Source organism: Robbsia andropogonis, from assembly GCF_000970345.1.
GTDB lineage: Bacteria > Pseudomonadota > Gammaproteobacteria > Burkholderiales > Burkholderiaceae > Robbsia > Robbsia andropogonis.
In genome coordinates this window covers 36,983-54,721 of the sequence record NZ_LAQU01000002.1, presented here as the reverse complement: position 1 = coordinate 54,721, position 17,739 = coordinate 36,983, and the positions used below count along the sequence as shown (strand labels likewise).

Here is a 17,739-nt window from a genome sequence, read left to right as displayed (position 1 = left end):
TCGGAACATCCGCACGACAGATTAACCGACATCCGTGTCGTTCGCCGTTTCAGAGAACGGTCTGGATCTGCTCGGGTGCCCCATCGACTATTACGTTGGCTGATCTTCCAGCACCAGTAAATTGTCGTGAGAAAAACTCAGTGAAATCGGCTGTCCCCGCTCGGGTAGTCGACGGTTCGGATCGTTGAAGATATCCAACGAGATGGCAGCGTTATTAACACTGGTTTTGACGCGCACCACCGCGCCCAGGAATTGTACGTCCTGTACGGTAGCGCGCAGTGCATTGCGCCCCGCCACGGGCGCGTCTATGGAAATCGCTTCCGGGCGCAGTGCCAACGCGCGCTGCTTGCCGATGTCGCTGTGTTGCAAAGGGTGTGTGGTGACCAGCTCCTGATCTCCGAGCATCATGCGGCCACTGCGTGCGTCCACCACTTGTGCCGATAAAATATTCAAAGTACCAACGAAGGACGCGACAAAACGGGTACGCGGGTAGTTATAGATTTCCGATGGGGTCCCGATATGTTCGATCCGGCCCTCGTTCATGACGACGATGCGGTCCGAGATCGACAACGCTTCTTCTTGATCATGAGTAACGAAGATCGAGGTGATACCCAAGTCCCGCTGCAACGCGCGGATATCTTGACGCAATGACACGCGGATTTTTGCGTCGAGGGCGGATAGCGGTTCGTCCAACAGCAGGACTTGCGGCTTGCTCGCCAACGCTCGGGCCAAGGCCACGCGTTGTTGTTGGCCACCGGAAAGCTGCCACGGATAGCGTTGTCCAAGTAGCGGCAATTTGATCAGTTCCAGCATCTCGCCCACACGAGTTTTGATGGCGGCTTTCGAGGCGCCGGCGATCCGCAAGCTGAAGCCGATATTCTCGGCTACGGTCATATTGGGGAACAGCGCGTACGACTGGAACACCATGCCAATATTGCGTTGCCGCGGTCGGAGGTGTGTCACGTCGCGCCCGTCCATATGAATCGTCCCGCTGGTCGGCGATTCAAAGCCGGCGATCATCCGTAAAACCGTGGTCTTGCCGCAGCCCGATGGTCCCAAGAAGGTAATGAATTCGCCGCGCTCGATGCTGATTGCGAAATGATGCAAGGCGACGTTCGTCCCGAACGATTTGAGCAGATCTTTGATATCGAGAAAAGCCATGATGCGATGCCTCGTGCCATTCAGGCTTTACGGGTGGCAGACTGCTTCAGCGAGTCGAACAGTTGAATCAATCCCATCGAGGCCCAGGTAACGGCAAACGCAATGATCGCCAGGGCAGATGGTTCGTAAGCGCGGTTGGCGCCGATCAATTGCAGATACGGTCCGAACGCCGGGCGGTCGAGAAGACTGGCGAACGTGAATTCACCGATCACGATAGCGAAGGTAAGGAAAGCGCCGGACAATAGTGCCGTGCGAATATTGGGCAGAATCACCCGCAATAGGATAGTGGTCCAACCGGCGCCCAGACATTCAGCTGCTTCGGTGAGCGAACGCACGTCGATGGCCCGCAGTCCGGTATCGATCGAACGATACATATAGGGTAGCGATAGCGTCACGTAGCCGAAAATCAGCAAGATATTGGTACGACCCGCACTACCGGTCAAGGGCAGCCAGCTGCTGCTGTTATAAATACGCAAATAGCCGAAGACGATGACAATGGCGGGAATCACCAGTGGCAATAGGGTGATTGACTCGATTACGGGCGCCAGTTTTGGCAAACGAAGCTGTACCCAGAATGCGGTAGGCGCGACCAGAAAGATGCCTGTGACAATCGTCAAGATGGCCATCAAGACCGAATAACCGAAGGAAGCCTGGAAATTCGGGTCGCTTAGCACGACACGGTAAGCATCAAAACTATAAGTGCCGCGCCGCATTCGCAAACTGAATTCAAATGTGGCGATCAAAGGAATCATGAAGTAGAGCGCGCCGACAACCATAGCGATCCAGGCGCCGACGCGTGAAGGCTTCTTTTGCATGTTCATCAGCGTCCTCGTGCGGCACGTGCTCGCAGCCAGATATAACCGCCGTTAGACAGACCGGTGATTATTACCATGCCCACTGCCAATGCATAACCTAAATTCGGGTTATGCAATACATCGCCACGAATTTGCGCAAATAGCAAGATAGGCACGATATTCAGCGAACTGCCGGTGAGTGCATAAGCGGTAGCCACCGCACCGAAAGCGTTCGCGAAGAGCAGTAAAGATGCGCCGAGCACGGTAGGCCAAAGTACCGGCAGCGCAACGTGGCGCCAATAATGCCATGCGCTGCCGCCCAGACATTCGCATGCTTCACGCCATTCGCGTTTCAATCCGTCTAGCGCTGGCGTGACGATCAAGATCATCAAAGGCATCTGAAAGTATAAATACGTCAGCGTCAAGCCGGCAAAACTCAGGATGCTGAAACCCGTAGAATACAGATTGAAATCGAAGTACTTGCGGAGCATCACGGTCACCAGACCCATGCGACCCAATGTACAGATGAAGGCGAATGCCAGTGGCACCCCGGCGAAGTTTGACGCCACGCCGGAGAAGGTGCTTAGTGTCGGCCTGATCCACGCAGGCAATCCACCTTGTGCGGCTGCCCACGCCAGCAAAGTGCCAAAGATACCACCAATGAAGGCCGACGCCGCGCTGACCTTGATGCTGATCCAGTATGCGTTCAGCACTTCCGGGGTCAGCAGCGAGCGAAAATTTGCCAATGTGAAATGTCCGCTCTGATCGCGAAACGCGTCGATCACGAGTGAAGCCGTCGGCAATATCAAAAAAAACAGCGCAAACGCCAGAAATGGCAAGACGCCAAGCCAACTGAACAGGTTTTTTCCAAACGCCCGTCCGCGCGCATTCGGCGCGTGCTGATGCGTAGGGGGCGTCATCAGTTCGGCCTGCACCGATCCGGCTTTCGAGGGGACACTCATCGGCAGATTTGTGAAGTAATGCGACTCGGGCACCCGCGCGAGTCGGCTGGCTAGGCTTGGGAGCGGGGGCGGTGTGGCGTGCGTACTGGAACGGTGCCCTGCGTACGTTCCAAGCACGACGTTACCGCCTGGCGTTGCTGCATGATGTCCACGGCACGAATGCAGCGAACTACTTCAGTGCATCAGCTCACCGATTTACATCACCGCGCTACTTCACACTCGCGCCCACGGTGGTGTCCCATTGTTTGGTGATGGCTTCCTTATAGGCATTTTGATCGGCCAGCGTCGGGAACAGGGCGCGTTTATACGCGTCGGCTGCCGGAAGCTTGGCCAACAGAGCTTGCGGGACTTTGTTCGCTGCAACCAGGCTGTTGTAGCGGATCGGGTGGCAATAACCGCTCAGCCATGCCAACTGACCTTCGTCCGAATACAAGTATTCCATCCATAATTTGGCGGCATTCGGATGCGGTGCGAACGCACTAATCGCTTGCACGTAAACGCCTGCAACCACGCCTGTCTTTGGCACGATTACTTGCACATTCGGATTGCCCTTGAGCGTGTCGCGGTCGGCCAAGGCGTTGTAGTCCCAGCGCATGATGATCGGCGTGGTGCCTTGTGCCAAGGATGCTGCTTTGCCGATTACCGGCACGAAGTTGCCGCGCTTGTTCAGTTCGGAAAAGAATTGCATGCCGGCTTGTGCCGATTTCACCGGGTCGCCGCCAGCGGTCGGCTTGCCTGCCGCATATACCGCTTGAATGGCTTCGTTCGCCGAGCGGGGGTCGCCCGCCAGGGCTACCGCGTTCTTATAATCAGCATGCAGCAGATCACTCCAATCGGTCGGAGCCTTGGAGACCATGTCCATGTTCACTTCAAAGGACATGACACCGTAATAATCGCCGTACCAATAACCGGCTGCGTCTTTGGCCGTCTCTGGAATCTCGCTCCACTCGGAAACCTTGTACGGCTGCAACAGACCTTGCGCCTTTGCCGTCGGTCCGAATGACAGCCCGACGTCGATGACGTCGGGCGCTTGCGGCCCCGTGTTGCCCTTGTTCGCCTTGATGGCTTCCACTTCATCGCCCGAACCTGCATCCGGGTTCAATTCGTTGATCTTGATGCCGTACTTCTTTTCAAAGCCAGCGATCATCGAACCGTAGCCGCACCATGTATGCGGCAACGCGATCACCGTCAATTGGCCTTCTTTCTTCGCTGCCGCCAATAGCCCTTCCGGCAATGCCGCATGGGCGGCCATCGACAAGCCGGTAAGGGTGGAGATGGAGAGGACGTGTGCCAGCCAATTGCGATTCATCGTGTTCCCTGACCTTTAGTAGGATGTAATGCTTGAGGTGCGCCCCGCACCATGCCGTTTGTAAGCACGTTTTGTTCGAAAATCATCCAGGCGTGCACGAGTGCCACCCATTCCGAATCAGGCATCATCATGCAATTGTCATGTGACAAACATGTGTTAAAGATCGTTCATGGAGTAGTATTTTACTTTTTTGAAGGGGCGGCTGTATTTAGCGCTTCAGCTTGTTCTGAATAAATGGTAAGCATAACGAAATAAATAAATTGCTTTACCACTTGTGCGTGCGGACGGCCGCGATGATGTCATTCTTGAGCGCACGCCCAGCTCGTGCGCCGCATGCATCCGGCACAGAATCGAGCTGAAAATACGTATGTAATACGCGTTCAGAACATTGCATGGTGAGCGCCGAGCAGACGAAGCTTACTCAGGTGAGCGCTGCTGCACAAGGTAAGTCCGATCGATGTGCCCTTGCACCACTGCACTTAGCGCTAGGCTAATATTAAATACCTATATTTGCAAGTACGCAAAAATATGCAATGCATGTTCAGGTGATGTTATCCGTTTGTAATGATAGTATCGGTGCGCGTCCATCGGGTGCGGACGCCACCACGCTGCCTTGTTGCAATGTGGGCCGACGCCTTTGCGTCTGTCTTATCTCAATAAGGATCGAGTAAATGTGGCAGGAAGAGCGGCATCAACGTATTCGTGCATTGCTGTCGACGCTGGAGCGAGTGTCGACCGAACGCATCATGGCGGATTTGGAGGTGTCGCGCGAAACCGTGCGGCGCGATTTACTCGATCTGGAGGCGCTTGGTGCCTTGCGCCGCGTGCACGGTGGCGCCGTGGCGGCGCAAGTGGCCGGCGATAGCGAGGCGCCTATCGCCGAGCGCGCGCGCATGCGGGTGAAGGCCAAGGTCGCTCTGGCGCGTGCGGCCACCGGGATCATCAAAAGCGGCCAGACAATCTTTGTCGATGCCGGTACCACGACGGCGTTGCTGGCAGATGAATTGGCGAAGCTGGCCAATTTATTCATCGTGACGAATTCGGTCGACGTGGCCAGTCGTTTTCGCGGTGATGGACAGCAGAGTCGCAGTGCCAATGAAGTGCTGCTGCTAGGCGGGGGCTTGAGTCACCGTGCTTTGGCCACAGTCGGCGCGGCGACCATCCTCGACATCCAGCGTTATCGCGCCGACCTCGCCCTATTGTCACCGGTATCCGTCGATGAACACCAGGGTGCGAGTAATTTCGATCAGGAAGAAGCGGATGTCGCACGTGCCATGGTGGCCCATGCCGCGCGCGTGGTGATTCTGGCGGACTACAGCAAGATCGGTCAGCGCAGCCGCATCAGTTATTGCTTGCCTAAGCATATCGATGTGCTGATTACGAATGAAAAAGCGCGCGAAGCCGCATCGTTCGCCGCGCTCAAGCGTAAAGTGGGTGACGTCGTTCTCGCTTGAGCTGCCTGTTGGCAGGGTCCGCGAAGCCGCTTCAGGCACCTTGCCATATTGCCTTGGCATCATCCTCGCGTCGATTGGTCGTGCCGCCAGATCGCTTGAAAGTAGCGTTCCATCGCAGCTATTCGTTTTTCTCCGCGCTGCTGATCTTCTCTTCGCCCGCACGAGATAACACAATCAAAAGTCGGTTCGGTGACACTGCTTCATCATGTCCGGCAAAAACGGACTTGCAGTGCCTTCGCCAACACCTGTTTTATCGCTTGCACATTTTAGGCATATTGTACTTGTGTGTATTCGGTGATAGCGTGCATGATGCTGCCGACGACACGGATTTGCTTCGGGCAGCATGCAGCGCGAATGGCCTTGCCGCACTAGCAAACGCAGAGGAGTTCTGTATGGATCGACGTTTGGCTTTGTTCGACCTTGATCACACGCTTATCCCATTGGACAGCGATCAAGCGTGGGCGCAATTCATGATCCGCTTGGGTGTGGACGGCAGTGTTGCGCATGCGGCGGCCATCGATGAGTATTACCTGCGCTATGTTGCTGGCGAACGCGATATGGACGGCTATCTTGAATTGTCCTTGGCGCCCTTGGCGCGATTCTCCCGTGCGCAACTGCGAGATTGGCATCGGCAATTTATGGAGGCGGTGATATCTCCCGCCATTTTGCCTGCCGCGCGGGCCTTGCTGGCTGAGCATCAGCAGGCTGGCGACCTATGTTGCATCGTCACGGCGACCAATCGCTTTGTGACTGAACCGATTGCGGCCGCCTTGGGCGTCGCGCATTTACTGGCGATTGATTTGCGCACCGAAAACGACGATCCTGACGGCCCCTATACAGGTGAGATTCATGGCGTACCGACGTTTCGCGAAGGTAAAGTGATTCGTACGGAAGCATGGTTGGCAAGCCTGGGGCATCGCTTAAGTGATTTCTCCAGAAGCTATTTTTATAGTGATTCGATTAACGATTTGCCATTGCTCGAGCGTGTGACGGATCCGATCGCGAGCAATCCCGACGCGAGGTTGCGCGAGGTTGCGTTGCAGCGGCAGTGGCCCATCATCGAGCTGTTCCCTTGATTATTTTCACTACCTGCTTTTATTAAGAGACGGTACTGTAGGAGGCTAGCGTGATGCGGATTTTATTTCATCCCGTTAAGTGATGTATTAAGGTATGGAAAATAAAAGCGTTGCATGAATATTACCAATGCTTTCTGTTTGTTTTGAGATATTACCTCGTGCATAAGTTGTTTCACCTTCCTGCGTTTCCACAAAACTAGATAAGGATAACGAATGAAAAAGTTAGCAAATGTCGCGGCTGCCTTGACGGTGATATCTGTGACTGGCGCCGCTCATGCGCAAAGTTCAGTGACGTTGTACGGCCTGATCGATACCGGCATTACCTACACGCACAATAGCGGCGGCCATTCGACGCAAATTGCGATGACTTCCGGTAACGAGTCCGGTTCGCGCTGGGGGTTGAAGGGTTCGGAAGATTTGGGTGATGGCATGAAGGCCATCTTTACGTTGGAGAACGGTTTTAATTCCACCACCGGCACCTTGGGGCAGGGTAGTCGTGAATTCGGTCGTCAGGCTTTCGTCGGTTTGGTGACATCCGGTGCTGGCACGTTCACCCTGGGTCGCCAATACGATCCGTTGATAGATTTGGTACAGCCGGTGCAGGGTGATAATTACCTGGGCGGCATTTTCACTTCACCAGGCGATGTCGACAACGCCGATAATAGCGCGCGTTTCAACAACGCGATCAAGTGGGCCAGCCCGAACTGGGGTGGTTTGAAGGCGTCAGCCATGTACGCGGTGGGTGGGGTAGCGGGCTCGGTGTCGAACGGCCAGACTTATGCCGCCTCGTTGGCGTATAACAATGGCCCCTTGGCGATGGCCGGCGGCTATATGCACATCGACAACGGGACCGCCGCAAGGCGCGGCACCAGCACGTCTACGTCCACGTCGGACTCCCTGTTCAATACGAATATCAATTCGCATTACAGCACGGCAAAGGCAATCGATATTGCGCGTATCGGCGCAAGCTATCAGATTGGTGCGGTGACGGTCGGCGCCTACGGCAGTTACTCAGAATACAAGGCCGATGGCAGCTCGATTTTCCAGACCAGCGAAAAGTACAAGGTCGGTTCGGCCTACGCCGTGTGGCAGATCAGTACGCCGTTGAGCGCGGAATTGGGTTACGTGTATATGAAGTCCAGCGGCGATTCTTCCGCGACCTACAATCAGTTCGGCGTGGCAGCGGATTACGCGTTGAGCAAGCGGACGGATGTGTACACTTTTGCCGGTTATACGCACGCCAGCGGTTCGAACGGCATTGGCGCAGCGGACGCGGTGGTGGGCTCGACGGATACGGACTCAGGGCGCAGCTCTCAGGCATTGTTGACCGTTGGCGTGCGTCATAGGTTTTAAACCGCAATGCGGCATGGCGACGTTCGCCGGGTGATGGGAAGCCGGGCGAATGAACATGCCTGTCTACCGTAATGTTCGGCTCTTGCATGCCATTATCAACCGCGCTGTGCAATGTCGCTTGCCGCTGCGCTTTCGCAATATCCAAGTGCAGCGGCCCGAGCAGGGTGTTATCCTCAGGTACGAATCGACCAGCATCGGCGGAATGCATTTGGCGCATATTTTCACGCCATGCATAGGTCGCACCGCGCATGACTACAACGCGGCATCTGCATAAGATGTCTATGCGTTCGCTCGGCGAGCCTTACTGGTTGAGCGACGGCCTCGCACATCCCCGCTAACATTTCAATACCTTTACAGTATGGGTGCTCAGGCGCTTGCTACCGAGCATTGACATCAATGTACTGAGCGCTTCGCATCACTGCGTCAGGCCACGCTAGCCTGTCAAAATCCTCTTGTTTTTAATATTAACGGCGATAAGATTTTTTCGTCTCTCTTGCTGAAATGACAATACCGCGTCGTTATCTCGACACGTAATAATAAGATGGTGCACAAACACGATTCTATTTTTTACAGTTCACCGTCACGTTATTACTGTAGCCTTCATTCACTGCTTGCTGTCCCGTGACCTTATTATTAAAACGCCTAGGCGGCTAAATCCGATTAGGGGAATGCGCTGATTTATAGGGTTTTCCCTCGGAACGATAAATAATTTTGAGAAATTGCCGTTAAATCGCGTTGGTTATTCCTGTTGCGAGCACTATTAATGAATCGCCTCTCATTCCATCGGAAGTTGTGGTCCCTCGTAGCCGTGGTCTGGCTTGCGCTTGCGATCATTGGCACATTAAGCGTATGGCAACACCGCCAGACCATGCTCGATGATCGCAAGGCCATGTTGGATACCTTGCTCGATGCCGCAAGCCATGTGATCGATAGCTACAAGAAAAGGGTCGATGCAAATCAGATGTCACTCGCGGACGCGCAGAGGTCCGTACTCGCGCAATTGGACTTGATGCGCTATGGCAGTGATGGATACCTCTTCGTCGCGACCACCGAGCCGGTTATTCTGCTCAACCCCGCCCGGCCGCAGATGGTTGGCAAGTATGTGGGCGATCTGAAGGATGCAAAGGGTAATCGAATCTACGCCAATATTTTGGCCGCGGCGCGCCCGGGCCACGGCTACCTGCATACCAACACGCCGAAGCCGGGCGAGAAGACAGACTCAGTGAAACTGTCGGCGGTGCGCGCGGTCAGTGGGTGGAACTGGGTAGTCGGCACCGGCGCATATATCGACGACATTGACGCCGTGTTTTACCGCGCGCTGTTTGTGCAGACTGTCGAGGTATTGCTCGCTGGCGGTCTTGCATCGCTACTGGCGGCTTGGATCATTCGCAGCCTGTCGCGCGAGATCGGTGGTGACCCGGCACGTGCGCGCGATGCCGCGTTCGAGATCGCGCGGGGCAATCTCAACATGCGGTTCGACGTCGGCCATGCCGACGAGACCAGTCTGATGTTCTCGATCGGGCAGATGCAAGCGCAACTGTCACAGACGATCGGCACGATCAAGGGCTCGGTGTCGGCTATCGCCGACGCGACCCGGCAGATCGCGGCGGGCAACATGGACCTGTCGTCGCGGACCGAGCAGCAGGCGGCGTCACTGCAGGAAACCGCCGCGAGCATGGAGCAACTGACCGCGGCGGTACGGCAGAATTCGGAGAGCGCGCAGCACGCGAGCGGCGTTGCCTCCGAGGCACGTTCGGTGGCGAACGAGGGCAATGCGATTGTTGGTGATGTCGTGAAAACGATGGCGGCTATCAACGAAAGTGCTGCTCGCATGGCCGAGATCATCTCGATAATCGAAGGTATTGCATTCCAGACCAATATTCTCGCGCTCAACGCCGCAGTGGAAGCCGCGCGTGCAGGCGAGCACGGGCGCGGCTTTGCAGTGGTGGCGAGCGAGGTGCGATCACTTGCGCAGCGCTCCGCCTCTGCCGCGAAGGAGATCAAGGCATTGATCGACACCTCCGGCGCGCGTGTCCAGACCGGCTCCGAACTCGTCATGCGGGCTGGTGCGACGATGGAGCGGATCGAGGCAGCGATCAAGCAGGTTTCAGCGATCATGACCGAGATCGCGTCCGCGTCGAACGAACAGAGCCGCGGCATCGAGCAGGTCGGCCTCGCGGTTGCGCAAATGGATGGGGTCACGCAGCAGAACGCGGCGCTTGTCGAAGAGGCCGCCGCTTCGGCTGGTGCGCTGGAAGACCAGACCGACGAACTGCGGTCCGCCATCGGCGCTTTTCATGTCGCCTGACTGTGCGGCAGGTCATCCCGGCATCTTCACGTAAGCGAGGTTGTTATGCGGCGTCGATATCCGGCGCCCGGACGGATCTGGTGTATTAGTGATGGTCGCGGTAAGCGCCATGAGATGGTTTAACGCGAGAACGTGCATCGCGCATGTGAAGTTTTCAGCGCAGCTGCGTGCCCGGGACTTTCTGTCATGTTTTCGAGTGATTCGACGGCATTTCACGCTCCAGTGGCAGGCTTGGCGAGATGACGCATTGGCATCCATGCGTTGCCCGCCTTGACACGTGGTGACAGTTTACGCTTGTCGGCTAAAATCCATTCTTGTTTTGAACTGGGTCGGCAACATACCGTTTTCTCGCCCCAGCCTCAGTAACGTGGCAATGCCAGCACGAGGCATATGCACCCGCCTCGACATAGGGTTAATTTGTCTGCCATTTTATTTTTATAAGAACGCCACGATGCGAGCGCATAGGAAAAATAAACGGGATGTTTTATCGAGGTGGATTGTCCATGGCGGTGCGTTGGCAGTTGTACTGCTGGGAGGATGCGCTTCACAAGTGACGCACTATGGCTTGAATGATCATTTCAGCGCGTCTGAAGTGCTGTCCGGTGCAACCACTACTCGGGAAGCCTGTTCGCTAAAGCCAGATACCGTATGGGTAGACGGCGCCGATTTTGCGGAATGTATCAAATACTATCCGTCGAGTGACTTTGTCGCGGGAAAGACGCATCGCGCCATTGTCGCGATGGAGGGCGACTGGATTTCGGGGCGAGCGGTAGGGCCGCGATACGCGAAGCGCACGCCTCGGGATCTCTACGATGAAGCCGAGAGAGAACAGGCGCATGACCACATGGCATGGGTTTTACTGGGGCGACCGGGAACCGACGGTTCCAGCGGCGATCAGAAAAGACGTCGCCAGCGATATGAAACCGCGGTCATCAATGCGGCAATCGACAAACTGAAACAACGGTACGAGATTCGAGAATTCGGCCTGATCGGCCAAAGTGGGGGTGGCGGGCTAGTGGGTGCGCTGATCGCGGAAAGAAACGACGTGTTGTGCGCGGTACCCACTTCGGGCGTGTTGAGCGTAAAAGCCCGCGCCGAATTGAAAGGGCAAAGTGTCGATGCCACCGGGACGTCATTCGGCAATGTCTGGGATCCGATTGATCACGTGAATGCCATTCATCCGATGCCCGGTTTTCGCTTGTTTGCCGTAAGTTCGATTTCCGACAGCAATGTCCCTTTCAGCACGCAGACTGCTTTTGTCGAGGCGGTAAAGGACAAAGGGATCGAGGCATATCAGATTGCGATAAACGGCACCGGGGCCGAACATCACCAAACGATGATGACAGGTATGCGCGTAGTCCAGGCTTGCATGGACGGCTTGCCTAGCGCGTTCATCACGAAAACATTCACCGGACTTACCGACAATGCGCGACAGGCAAACGCGCTCAGTGAGATCGTCAATCAAGCGGCCCGGGCGGGAACGCCAACCGGAGCGCCTTGAAAAATATCCTGCCGTTCGAGTCGGGCCTGGTGCGCACTCCGATGCAGTCGAGACCCTGGCACGAGTTTCCTTTGTTGGACGTGTCGATGCCCTTCATTTAGTTTCATCTATTTCTCGAGAATCGCCACACACACCGGTGTCGATTGTCGCCGATCTTGACCTTTCAGTCGAAAGTCTCAAACTAGTCTATCGGGGACAATCTTCCTGATTATTTCCGCGCTAGCATTGTGAGGCGGTAATCGGCCATTAAGCGACGCTCGCGTGGCGCTGACTTATGGCTCAACGGAGCTCCGTTTCGGTCATGCGCCCCATTTGATGTCGCCTATGAGATTATCTCGAACACTTTCGACAAAAAACGCCCCCTCAAGCGCATGGAAAACTCGCTCGCAATCTCACCCTATGCTCTGGCGGTCTACTTCTACGGAGGAATCCAGTATTGCTTCGAAAGCGCGCCTAGGGATATGACGTCTATGGATGAGGTCAACCGTAAGCTGGCGGAAATCGTATGGCAAGAAACGGGCCCCTCAAATGTGCCCATATCAGCTCGCCGCGATGGTTTTCTGATCTTTGACTTTGACAAGTCTCCAAACTTCCGGCAAGTACCAAGTACGACGTTTGACGAGAAGATTATGCGAGAGCGCCAGGAACTAGCCCATCAGCGCTTTCAATACATGAACGCATTCTTGATGGCGCTGCATTCGGGTATCGCTGAGACGATGCAAACCGGAACACCCGTACAATCGCCGCTGAATCCAACTAGCTACTGCAAGGCTTTTGAGCAGCAAGGTCTCTGGCTTATCACAGACATTTCAATCAGCCAAGTGAAGGGATCAAACTTCTTGGCGCAGGATATAAAGCTAGCCGCCCTAGATCATGCATTGCATGTGATGGCACGCTGTGGCGAAGTGTTTGAGGACGACGGCCTAAAAATCTTGGCACTCTGCCTGACTGCGGGCAATCAGTTGACACTTCATCAATACGAATCCGCCCACCTTATTGCCTGGTCGGTTATCGAAAAATCACTCAATAAAGTGTGGGCGAGCCTTGTACATGAACTAGACGCAAGGAATGGCGGGCACACCGAGATGAACCGCGATCGCCGCAGGATGCTGCTTGAAGGGCACGACTACACTGCTTCGATCGTGACGCAGATGCTCTCTTTTCATAAAAAAATTGAAGACGACATGCTCGCGCGTTTGGATGATGCAAGACGGACGCGTAACAATTTTGCACATAGCCTCCGTCCCGTAATGTGGGACGACGCGGCTCGCGCGATCAACACTGCAAACGAACTTATCAGCAAGGTCGTCGGCACGAAGGTCCATTGTCAGACTGCGGTGCAGTGGCGCGGCTGAACGGATGGATGTCGTCTCGGCAGCTACTGATGCTAGTGACTGCAGCGCTGCATGCGAATGTCTTATATCGGTGCGGTAGTGGACCGGCGCCCATGCTAGCTGAGTGACTCAAACGGGTCGGTATCGGACCCCGCGCCACAAATTTTCCGACCGGATGGTTAACGACCGTTTTCTTGCCGACAACGGGCATCGATAGACCTCGTGCAGAGCGACCGCTCAGGCCGAATTTGAGTAAGCGCCCGGCGATCCAATGCGGTGCCGGGTTCGAACGGATAAGAGCATACGTGCCCACGATCGCGAAGCAGACGCCATCGCGTTTGCAGGTCATTTGTGATGTCCCTGGTTGGGATAAGAGATGCATTGCTGGCGACGAGAGGATCACATACCTTCTCCCCTCTCGTTACCACCGGCTCCGCGACAGCTATCGCGCGGCGATCACCTTCTGGCGTTGTTCGCCGAGGCCATCAATCCAAAGATGGACCGTTTCACCCTGGTTCAAGAAAATCGGTGTGGGCTTGATGCCTAGACCAACGCCCGGTGGCGTTCCGGTGCAAATGATGTCGCCTGGTTCCAGGGTCATGTAGTGGCTAAGATACGAGACGATCTGGGGTACGCTAAAAATCATCGTTTTGCTGTTGCCTGCCTGTCTGCGCACGCCATCGACTTCCAGCCACATATCGAGATTGTGCGGATCGGGGATGTCGTCCCGCGTGACCAACCAGGGGCCGACCGGGCCAAAAGTGTCGCAGCCCTTGCCTTTGTCCCATTGCGAGCTCTGAAACTGAAAGCCGCGATCTGTCACGTCATTCACAATCGTGTAGCCAGCGACGTGATCCAGCGCGTCCGCCTCACTGACATAGCGAGCGCGTGTGCCGATGACGACGCCCAGCTCCAGCTCCCAATCAAGTTTGGTGGAGTGCGGAGGTTGCACGATGTCGTCGTTCGGTCCGGATAAGCAACTGATCGCTTTGAAAAATACCAATGGTTCATCGGGTATCGGCAGGTTTGCTTCCTCTGCGTGATCGCGGTAGTTAGTGCCGATGGCGATAAATTTTGAAGCGCTCTTCACAGGAGGCCCATAGCGCACAGCCCCTTCGACGATCGGCAGCATGTCGAGCGACAGCGCGGCAATCGCAGCGAGACGTTTCGGTGACAGTTGGCTCCCATCGATGTCGGCCACGTGGGCGGAAAGATCGCGAATTCGTCCTTGGGGATCGACGAGGCCGGGGCGCTCTTCGCCCGGTGCGCCAAAGCGGCACAGTTTCATTTCATATTCCTTTCAATTGGCGGACTTTATATGCGACTGACATCACGACGGAGCATTCCGAAGCGAAGGCATGGTGTTGAGTCGATGATCAATGCAAAAACATTTTATCTAAGCAAAAACTATTTTATAGGATAAAATCAGTTTATCAATAGAGGAATGCTATGTCCGCTACAGCCGTTGCTCGAAGCTTGACCCTATCGACATACGAAACGGTCAGAAAGCTTGTTTTGACATGTGAGCTTCGTCCTGGAGCGCGTATCAATGTGAAGGAGCTTGCCGAATCGCTTGATACCAATGTCGGTGCACTACGTGAGGCGCTCTCACGGCTTACGGCCGAAGAGTTGATCGTGGCAGAGCCGCAGAAAGGTTTTCGGGTCGCGGCAATATCCGTCCAGGACCTACAGGATTTGACGGCAGCCCGTATCGAGATAGAGGGGACTTGTCTGCGACGATCGATTGCAAATGGTGATGTCGCGTGGGAGGTTGCCGTGGTTGCTGCATTCCATCGACTGTCGAAAACTGAGTCCCCGCTTCGGGGCGGCCATGTTCCGGTCGATTGGAGCTATGCGCATACCGCATTTCATGAAGCCCTTGTCAGTGCTTGTGAGAACACATGGCTAAGGCGTTTCCGCATCATGCTTTTCGAGCAAAACGCACGATACCGTGCGCTTTCGGTTTCGATAACTGGGGATAAGCGGGACCTCGAAAGCGAACATCGCGCGTTAATGGATGCCGCCCTAAAGCGAGACGCGGATGCAGCGGTAGCATCTATGGAGGCTCACATCATGAGCACTACAAATGCACTGCTCATACGGATGTCGACGGCTGAATGATAGATTGGCGGCCGGTCTTACTAATACGGCTGGCTACGTACTCCGGCGTGGCTGGTCGGTGTCAGTTGGCGCATCAACGAGACGTACGTCAAGGTCAAGGGCGTCTGGAAATATGTCTACCGCGCGGTTGACAAACGTGGCAAGACCTTCGACTTCCTGCTCACTGCGAAGTGCGACATATCTTCGGCGATGCGCTTCTCTTACAAAGCTATAAGGCCAAACGGCAATCCCTGAAGATCGCGATGGACAATAGCGGCGCTAACAGGGCTGCTGGTGATGAGATCAACGCCGACCGCGACGTATCCGTCGTGGTGCGCAAAGTCAAGTACCTCAACAACATCGTCGAACAGGACCATCGCGCCATCAAGCGGGTGACTAGGCCGATGCGCAACTTCAAATCGTTCCGGGCCGCTAGCGTGGTGCTTGCTGGCGTGGAACGCATGCACATGATCAGCAAGGGGCAATTCGCAATCGGAGCGAATGCAATATCGTTCGCCGAACAAGTTTTTGCACCGGCACGAATGGTCCGTTCAGTTTGCGGGACGTAGCGCCATGTCGCGAAAAATTCGCTTTCCAACCATCAACGCGATAGAACCGGCGAGAACGCCGTCCATGTCGTTCTGCCGCGATCACTCAATGCGCAACGGCAGGCGCTGTAGAAAAATGCGCGCCTGAACGGGAACGGTGCGCGGTCATCATCGACTGATCACCAGACTCCACCGCATCCCGTATCTTGAATACCTCCACCGCGACGCGTAAGTGCTCGGCCTGATCTTCGAGCGAACTGGCCGCCGCCGCGGCCTGCTCGACCAACGCGGCATTTTGCTGCGTCACTTCGTCCATCTGCGAAATGGCTTGATTGACCTGCTCGATCCCCCGGGTTTGTTCCTCGGATGCCGCGGCAATTTCCGCCATGACGTCGTTGACGCGCTGGATGGCCTTGCCCATTTTTTCCATGGTCTCGCCGGCCTGCGAGACGAGATTCGAGCCTGCGTCCACGCGGTTTCCCGACGTATCGATCAATGTCTTGATTTCCTTGGCGGCGCTGGCCGAGCGTTGCGCCAACGATCTCACCTCGGTGGCAACCACGGCGAAGCCGCGCCCTTGTTCGCCGGCGCGCGCCGCTTCCACGGCGGCATTCAGCGCCAGAATATTGGTCTGGAAGGCGATGGCCTCGATGATCCCGATGATGTCCGCGATCTTGCCGGAACTATCTTGAATATCAGCCATTGTTTGCACGACCTGTCCGACGATCGCACCGCCTTCCGTGGCGACGGATTGCGCCTCGCCAGCAAGCGCGCTGGCAACGCGTGCATTGTCCGCGTTTTGCTTGACGGTGGCGGTCAACTCTTCCATGCTGGCGGCCGTCTCGCCCAGCGATGCCGCTTGCTCTTCCGTGCGCGATGAGAGGTCGTTGTTACCGGCGGCAATTTCCTTGCTTGCGCTGGCGATCGATTCGCCACTGCGGCGCACGCGTCCAACCGTGGCGGACAAGCTGTCGCGCATGCTCATCAACGCCTCCATCAGGCGGCCCATCTCATTTTTACTACCGATATGCACCGGGCGCGTCAGGTCGCCGTTCGCCATGGCGGCAAAGTGTGCCAGGGCCGAATCCAGTGGCGCGTTGATCGCTTTCGCCAACGACCATGCGGTGGCAATAGCCGCCGCGAGCGCAAAGACGATGAGCAGCAATACCAGGAACGTCAACCGCGAGTACGTCGATTCCGCATCTTCATACGATATTTTACCGGCAGTGGATTGTTGCGCTTTCAGTGCATCATTCGCAACGACAAGCGCTGTGTACGCCTTGCCAACGGCATTGGCCGTGCTGTAGTACTGCGCGCTATTGCCGCCGCGCACTGCATTGGAAAAGTTCATGAAGATGCTGCGTAGCGCTTCACGCTTGTCGGAGACCACCCGCGACAATTCCTTTTCGGTGTCGTCCATCGGCAGTGCGGTGAACTGCGACCACGCTTTGTCTGATTCAGTCCAATATACCAGTCCCTTGTCCAAATCCTCTTTGCCGAGTTCAGGTGTCGTGGCCAAAGGTGCTCGCAGGACGACCGCGCGTGCACGGCCGATCTGAATTTCCATATCGCCGAGAAAGCGCGTGGCGTTCAGGTCGTTGCTGTAGATCTCGCGCAAGCCGCTGACGGCTTTGTTCATGCCGACGAGACCTAACACCCCGACGATCACAACCAAAATCGCCAGGAAAAACACTGAGACGCGTAAGCGCCATCGAATAGACATGTTGCCCATGGTGCTCCAGTACTTCGCTTTAAGAAGAGTTGCCAAGAGGCGTATCGCCAATCGGGCTTCCAATTGGTAAACGGCATGTTTTGCCATTCCTACAGGGGAATAGTAAA

At 55.7% G+C, this 17,739-nt stretch carries 13 protein-coding genes and 1 pseudogene; 8 read left to right on the top strand and 6 right to left on the bottom strand.

The genetic code is table 11. The annotated features are described in order from the left end of the window. Window positions 1–90: 90 nt before the first annotated feature. The 4 genes from WM40_RS02220 to WM40_RS02205 all read right to left on the bottom strand — a co-directional run bounded on the left by WM40_RS02220 (window position 91) and on the right by WM40_RS02205 (window position 4,226). Window positions 91–1,161, bottom strand: a complete 1,071-nt coding sequence (locus tag WM40_RS02220; protein WP_024904800.1) for an ABC transporter ATP-binding protein — start codon at window positions 1,159–1,161, stop codon at window positions 91–93. A gap of 20 nt (window positions 1,162–1,181) precedes the next feature. Beyond that, entirely contained in the window at window positions 1,182–1,976 is a 795-nt protein-coding gene (locus WM40_RS02215) for an ABC transporter permease (RefSeq protein ID WP_407691483.1), read from the bottom strand. A gap of 5 nt (window positions 1,977–1,981) precedes the next feature. Continuing rightward, window positions 1,982–2,917, bottom strand: a complete 936-nt coding sequence (locus WM40_RS02210; RefSeq protein ID WP_024904798.1) for an ABC transporter permease — start codon at window positions 2,915–2,917, stop codon at window positions 1,982–1,984. A gap of 208 nt (window positions 2,918–3,125) precedes the next feature. After that, window positions 3,126–4,226 carry an ABC transporter substrate-binding protein gene (locus WM40_RS02205; RefSeq protein WP_024904797.1) on the bottom strand — a complete coding sequence of 367 codons (1,101 nt, stop codon included), beginning with the start codon at window positions 4,224–4,226 and terminating at the stop codon, window positions 3,126–3,128. 671 nt (window positions 4,227–4,897) lie between these two features. Between WM40_RS02205 and WM40_RS02200 the strand changes: the two genes are divergently transcribed. From WM40_RS02200 to WM40_RS02170, 6 genes are all read left to right on the top strand, one after another. Then, the gene (locus WM40_RS02200) at window positions 4,898–5,680 is read left to right on the top strand and encodes a DeoR/GlpR family DNA-binding transcription regulator (protein WP_024904796.1); all 783 of its coding nucleotides are present in this window, start codon (window positions 4,898–4,900) and stop codon (window positions 5,678–5,680) included. A 392-nt stretch (window positions 5,681–6,072) separates the two neighbouring features. Then, window positions 6,073–6,756: a histidinol-phosphatase gene (locus tag WM40_RS02195; protein WP_024904795.1), complete on the top strand. Its 684-nt coding sequence runs from the start codon at window positions 6,073–6,075 to the stop codon at window positions 6,754–6,756. Between the two features lie 213 nt (window positions 6,757–6,969). Beyond that, window positions 6,970–8,109 carry a porin gene (locus WM40_RS02190; RefSeq protein ID WP_024904794.1) on the top strand — a complete coding sequence of 380 codons (1,140 nt, stop codon included), beginning with the start codon at window positions 6,970–6,972 and terminating at the stop codon, window positions 8,107–8,109. Window positions 8,110–8,872: 763 nt separating this feature from the next. Beyond that, complete coding sequence (locus WM40_RS32220; protein WP_046152051.1) at window positions 8,873–10,417, top strand: methyl-accepting chemotaxis protein; 1,545 nt, start codon at window positions 8,873–8,875, stop codon at window positions 10,415–10,417. A 514-nt stretch (window positions 10,418–10,931) separates the two neighbouring features. Next, window positions 10,932–11,918 (top strand): prolyl oligopeptidase family serine peptidase, encoded by a 987-nt coding sequence (locus tag WM40_RS02175; protein WP_157685138.1) that lies wholly within the window; start codon window positions 10,932–10,934, stop codon window positions 11,916–11,918. A gap of 470 nt (window positions 11,919–12,388) precedes the next feature. Continuing rightward, entirely contained in the window at window positions 12,389–13,273 is an 885-nt protein-coding gene (locus WM40_RS02170) for a hypothetical protein (protein ID WP_157685137.1), read from the top strand. A gap of 421 nt (window positions 13,274–13,694) precedes the next feature. On the opposite strand, the gene WM40_RS02165 is transcribed toward WM40_RS02170, so the two are convergent. After that, window positions 13,695–14,540 carry a fumarylacetoacetate hydrolase family protein gene (locus WM40_RS02165; protein ID WP_024904789.1) on the bottom strand — a complete coding sequence of 282 codons (846 nt, stop codon included), beginning with the start codon at window positions 14,538–14,540 and terminating at the stop codon, window positions 13,695–13,697. A 161-nt stretch (window positions 14,541–14,701) separates the two neighbouring features. Here WM40_RS02165 and WM40_RS02160 point away from each other — a divergent pair, with 161 nt between their 5' ends. Together WM40_RS02160 and WM40_RS28505 are read left to right on the top strand one after the other, a co-directional pair. Beyond that, window positions 14,702–15,373, top strand: a complete 672-nt coding sequence (locus tag WM40_RS02160) for a GntR family transcriptional regulator (RefSeq protein ID WP_024904788.1) — start codon at window positions 14,702–14,704, stop codon at window positions 15,371–15,373. Between the two features lie 54 nt (window positions 15,374–15,427). Beyond that, window positions 15,428–15,921: pseudogene (locus tag WM40_RS28505) on the top strand (IS6 family transposase); the annotation flags it as partial. Between the two features lie 85 nt (window positions 15,922–16,006). Here WM40_RS28505 and WM40_RS32215 read toward each other — a convergent pair. Continuing rightward, complete coding sequence (locus WM40_RS32215) at window positions 16,007–17,632, bottom strand: methyl-accepting chemotaxis protein (RefSeq protein ID WP_024904787.1); 1,626 nt, start codon at window positions 17,630–17,632, stop codon at window positions 16,007–16,009. Window positions 17,633–17,739 lie beyond the last annotated feature (107 nt).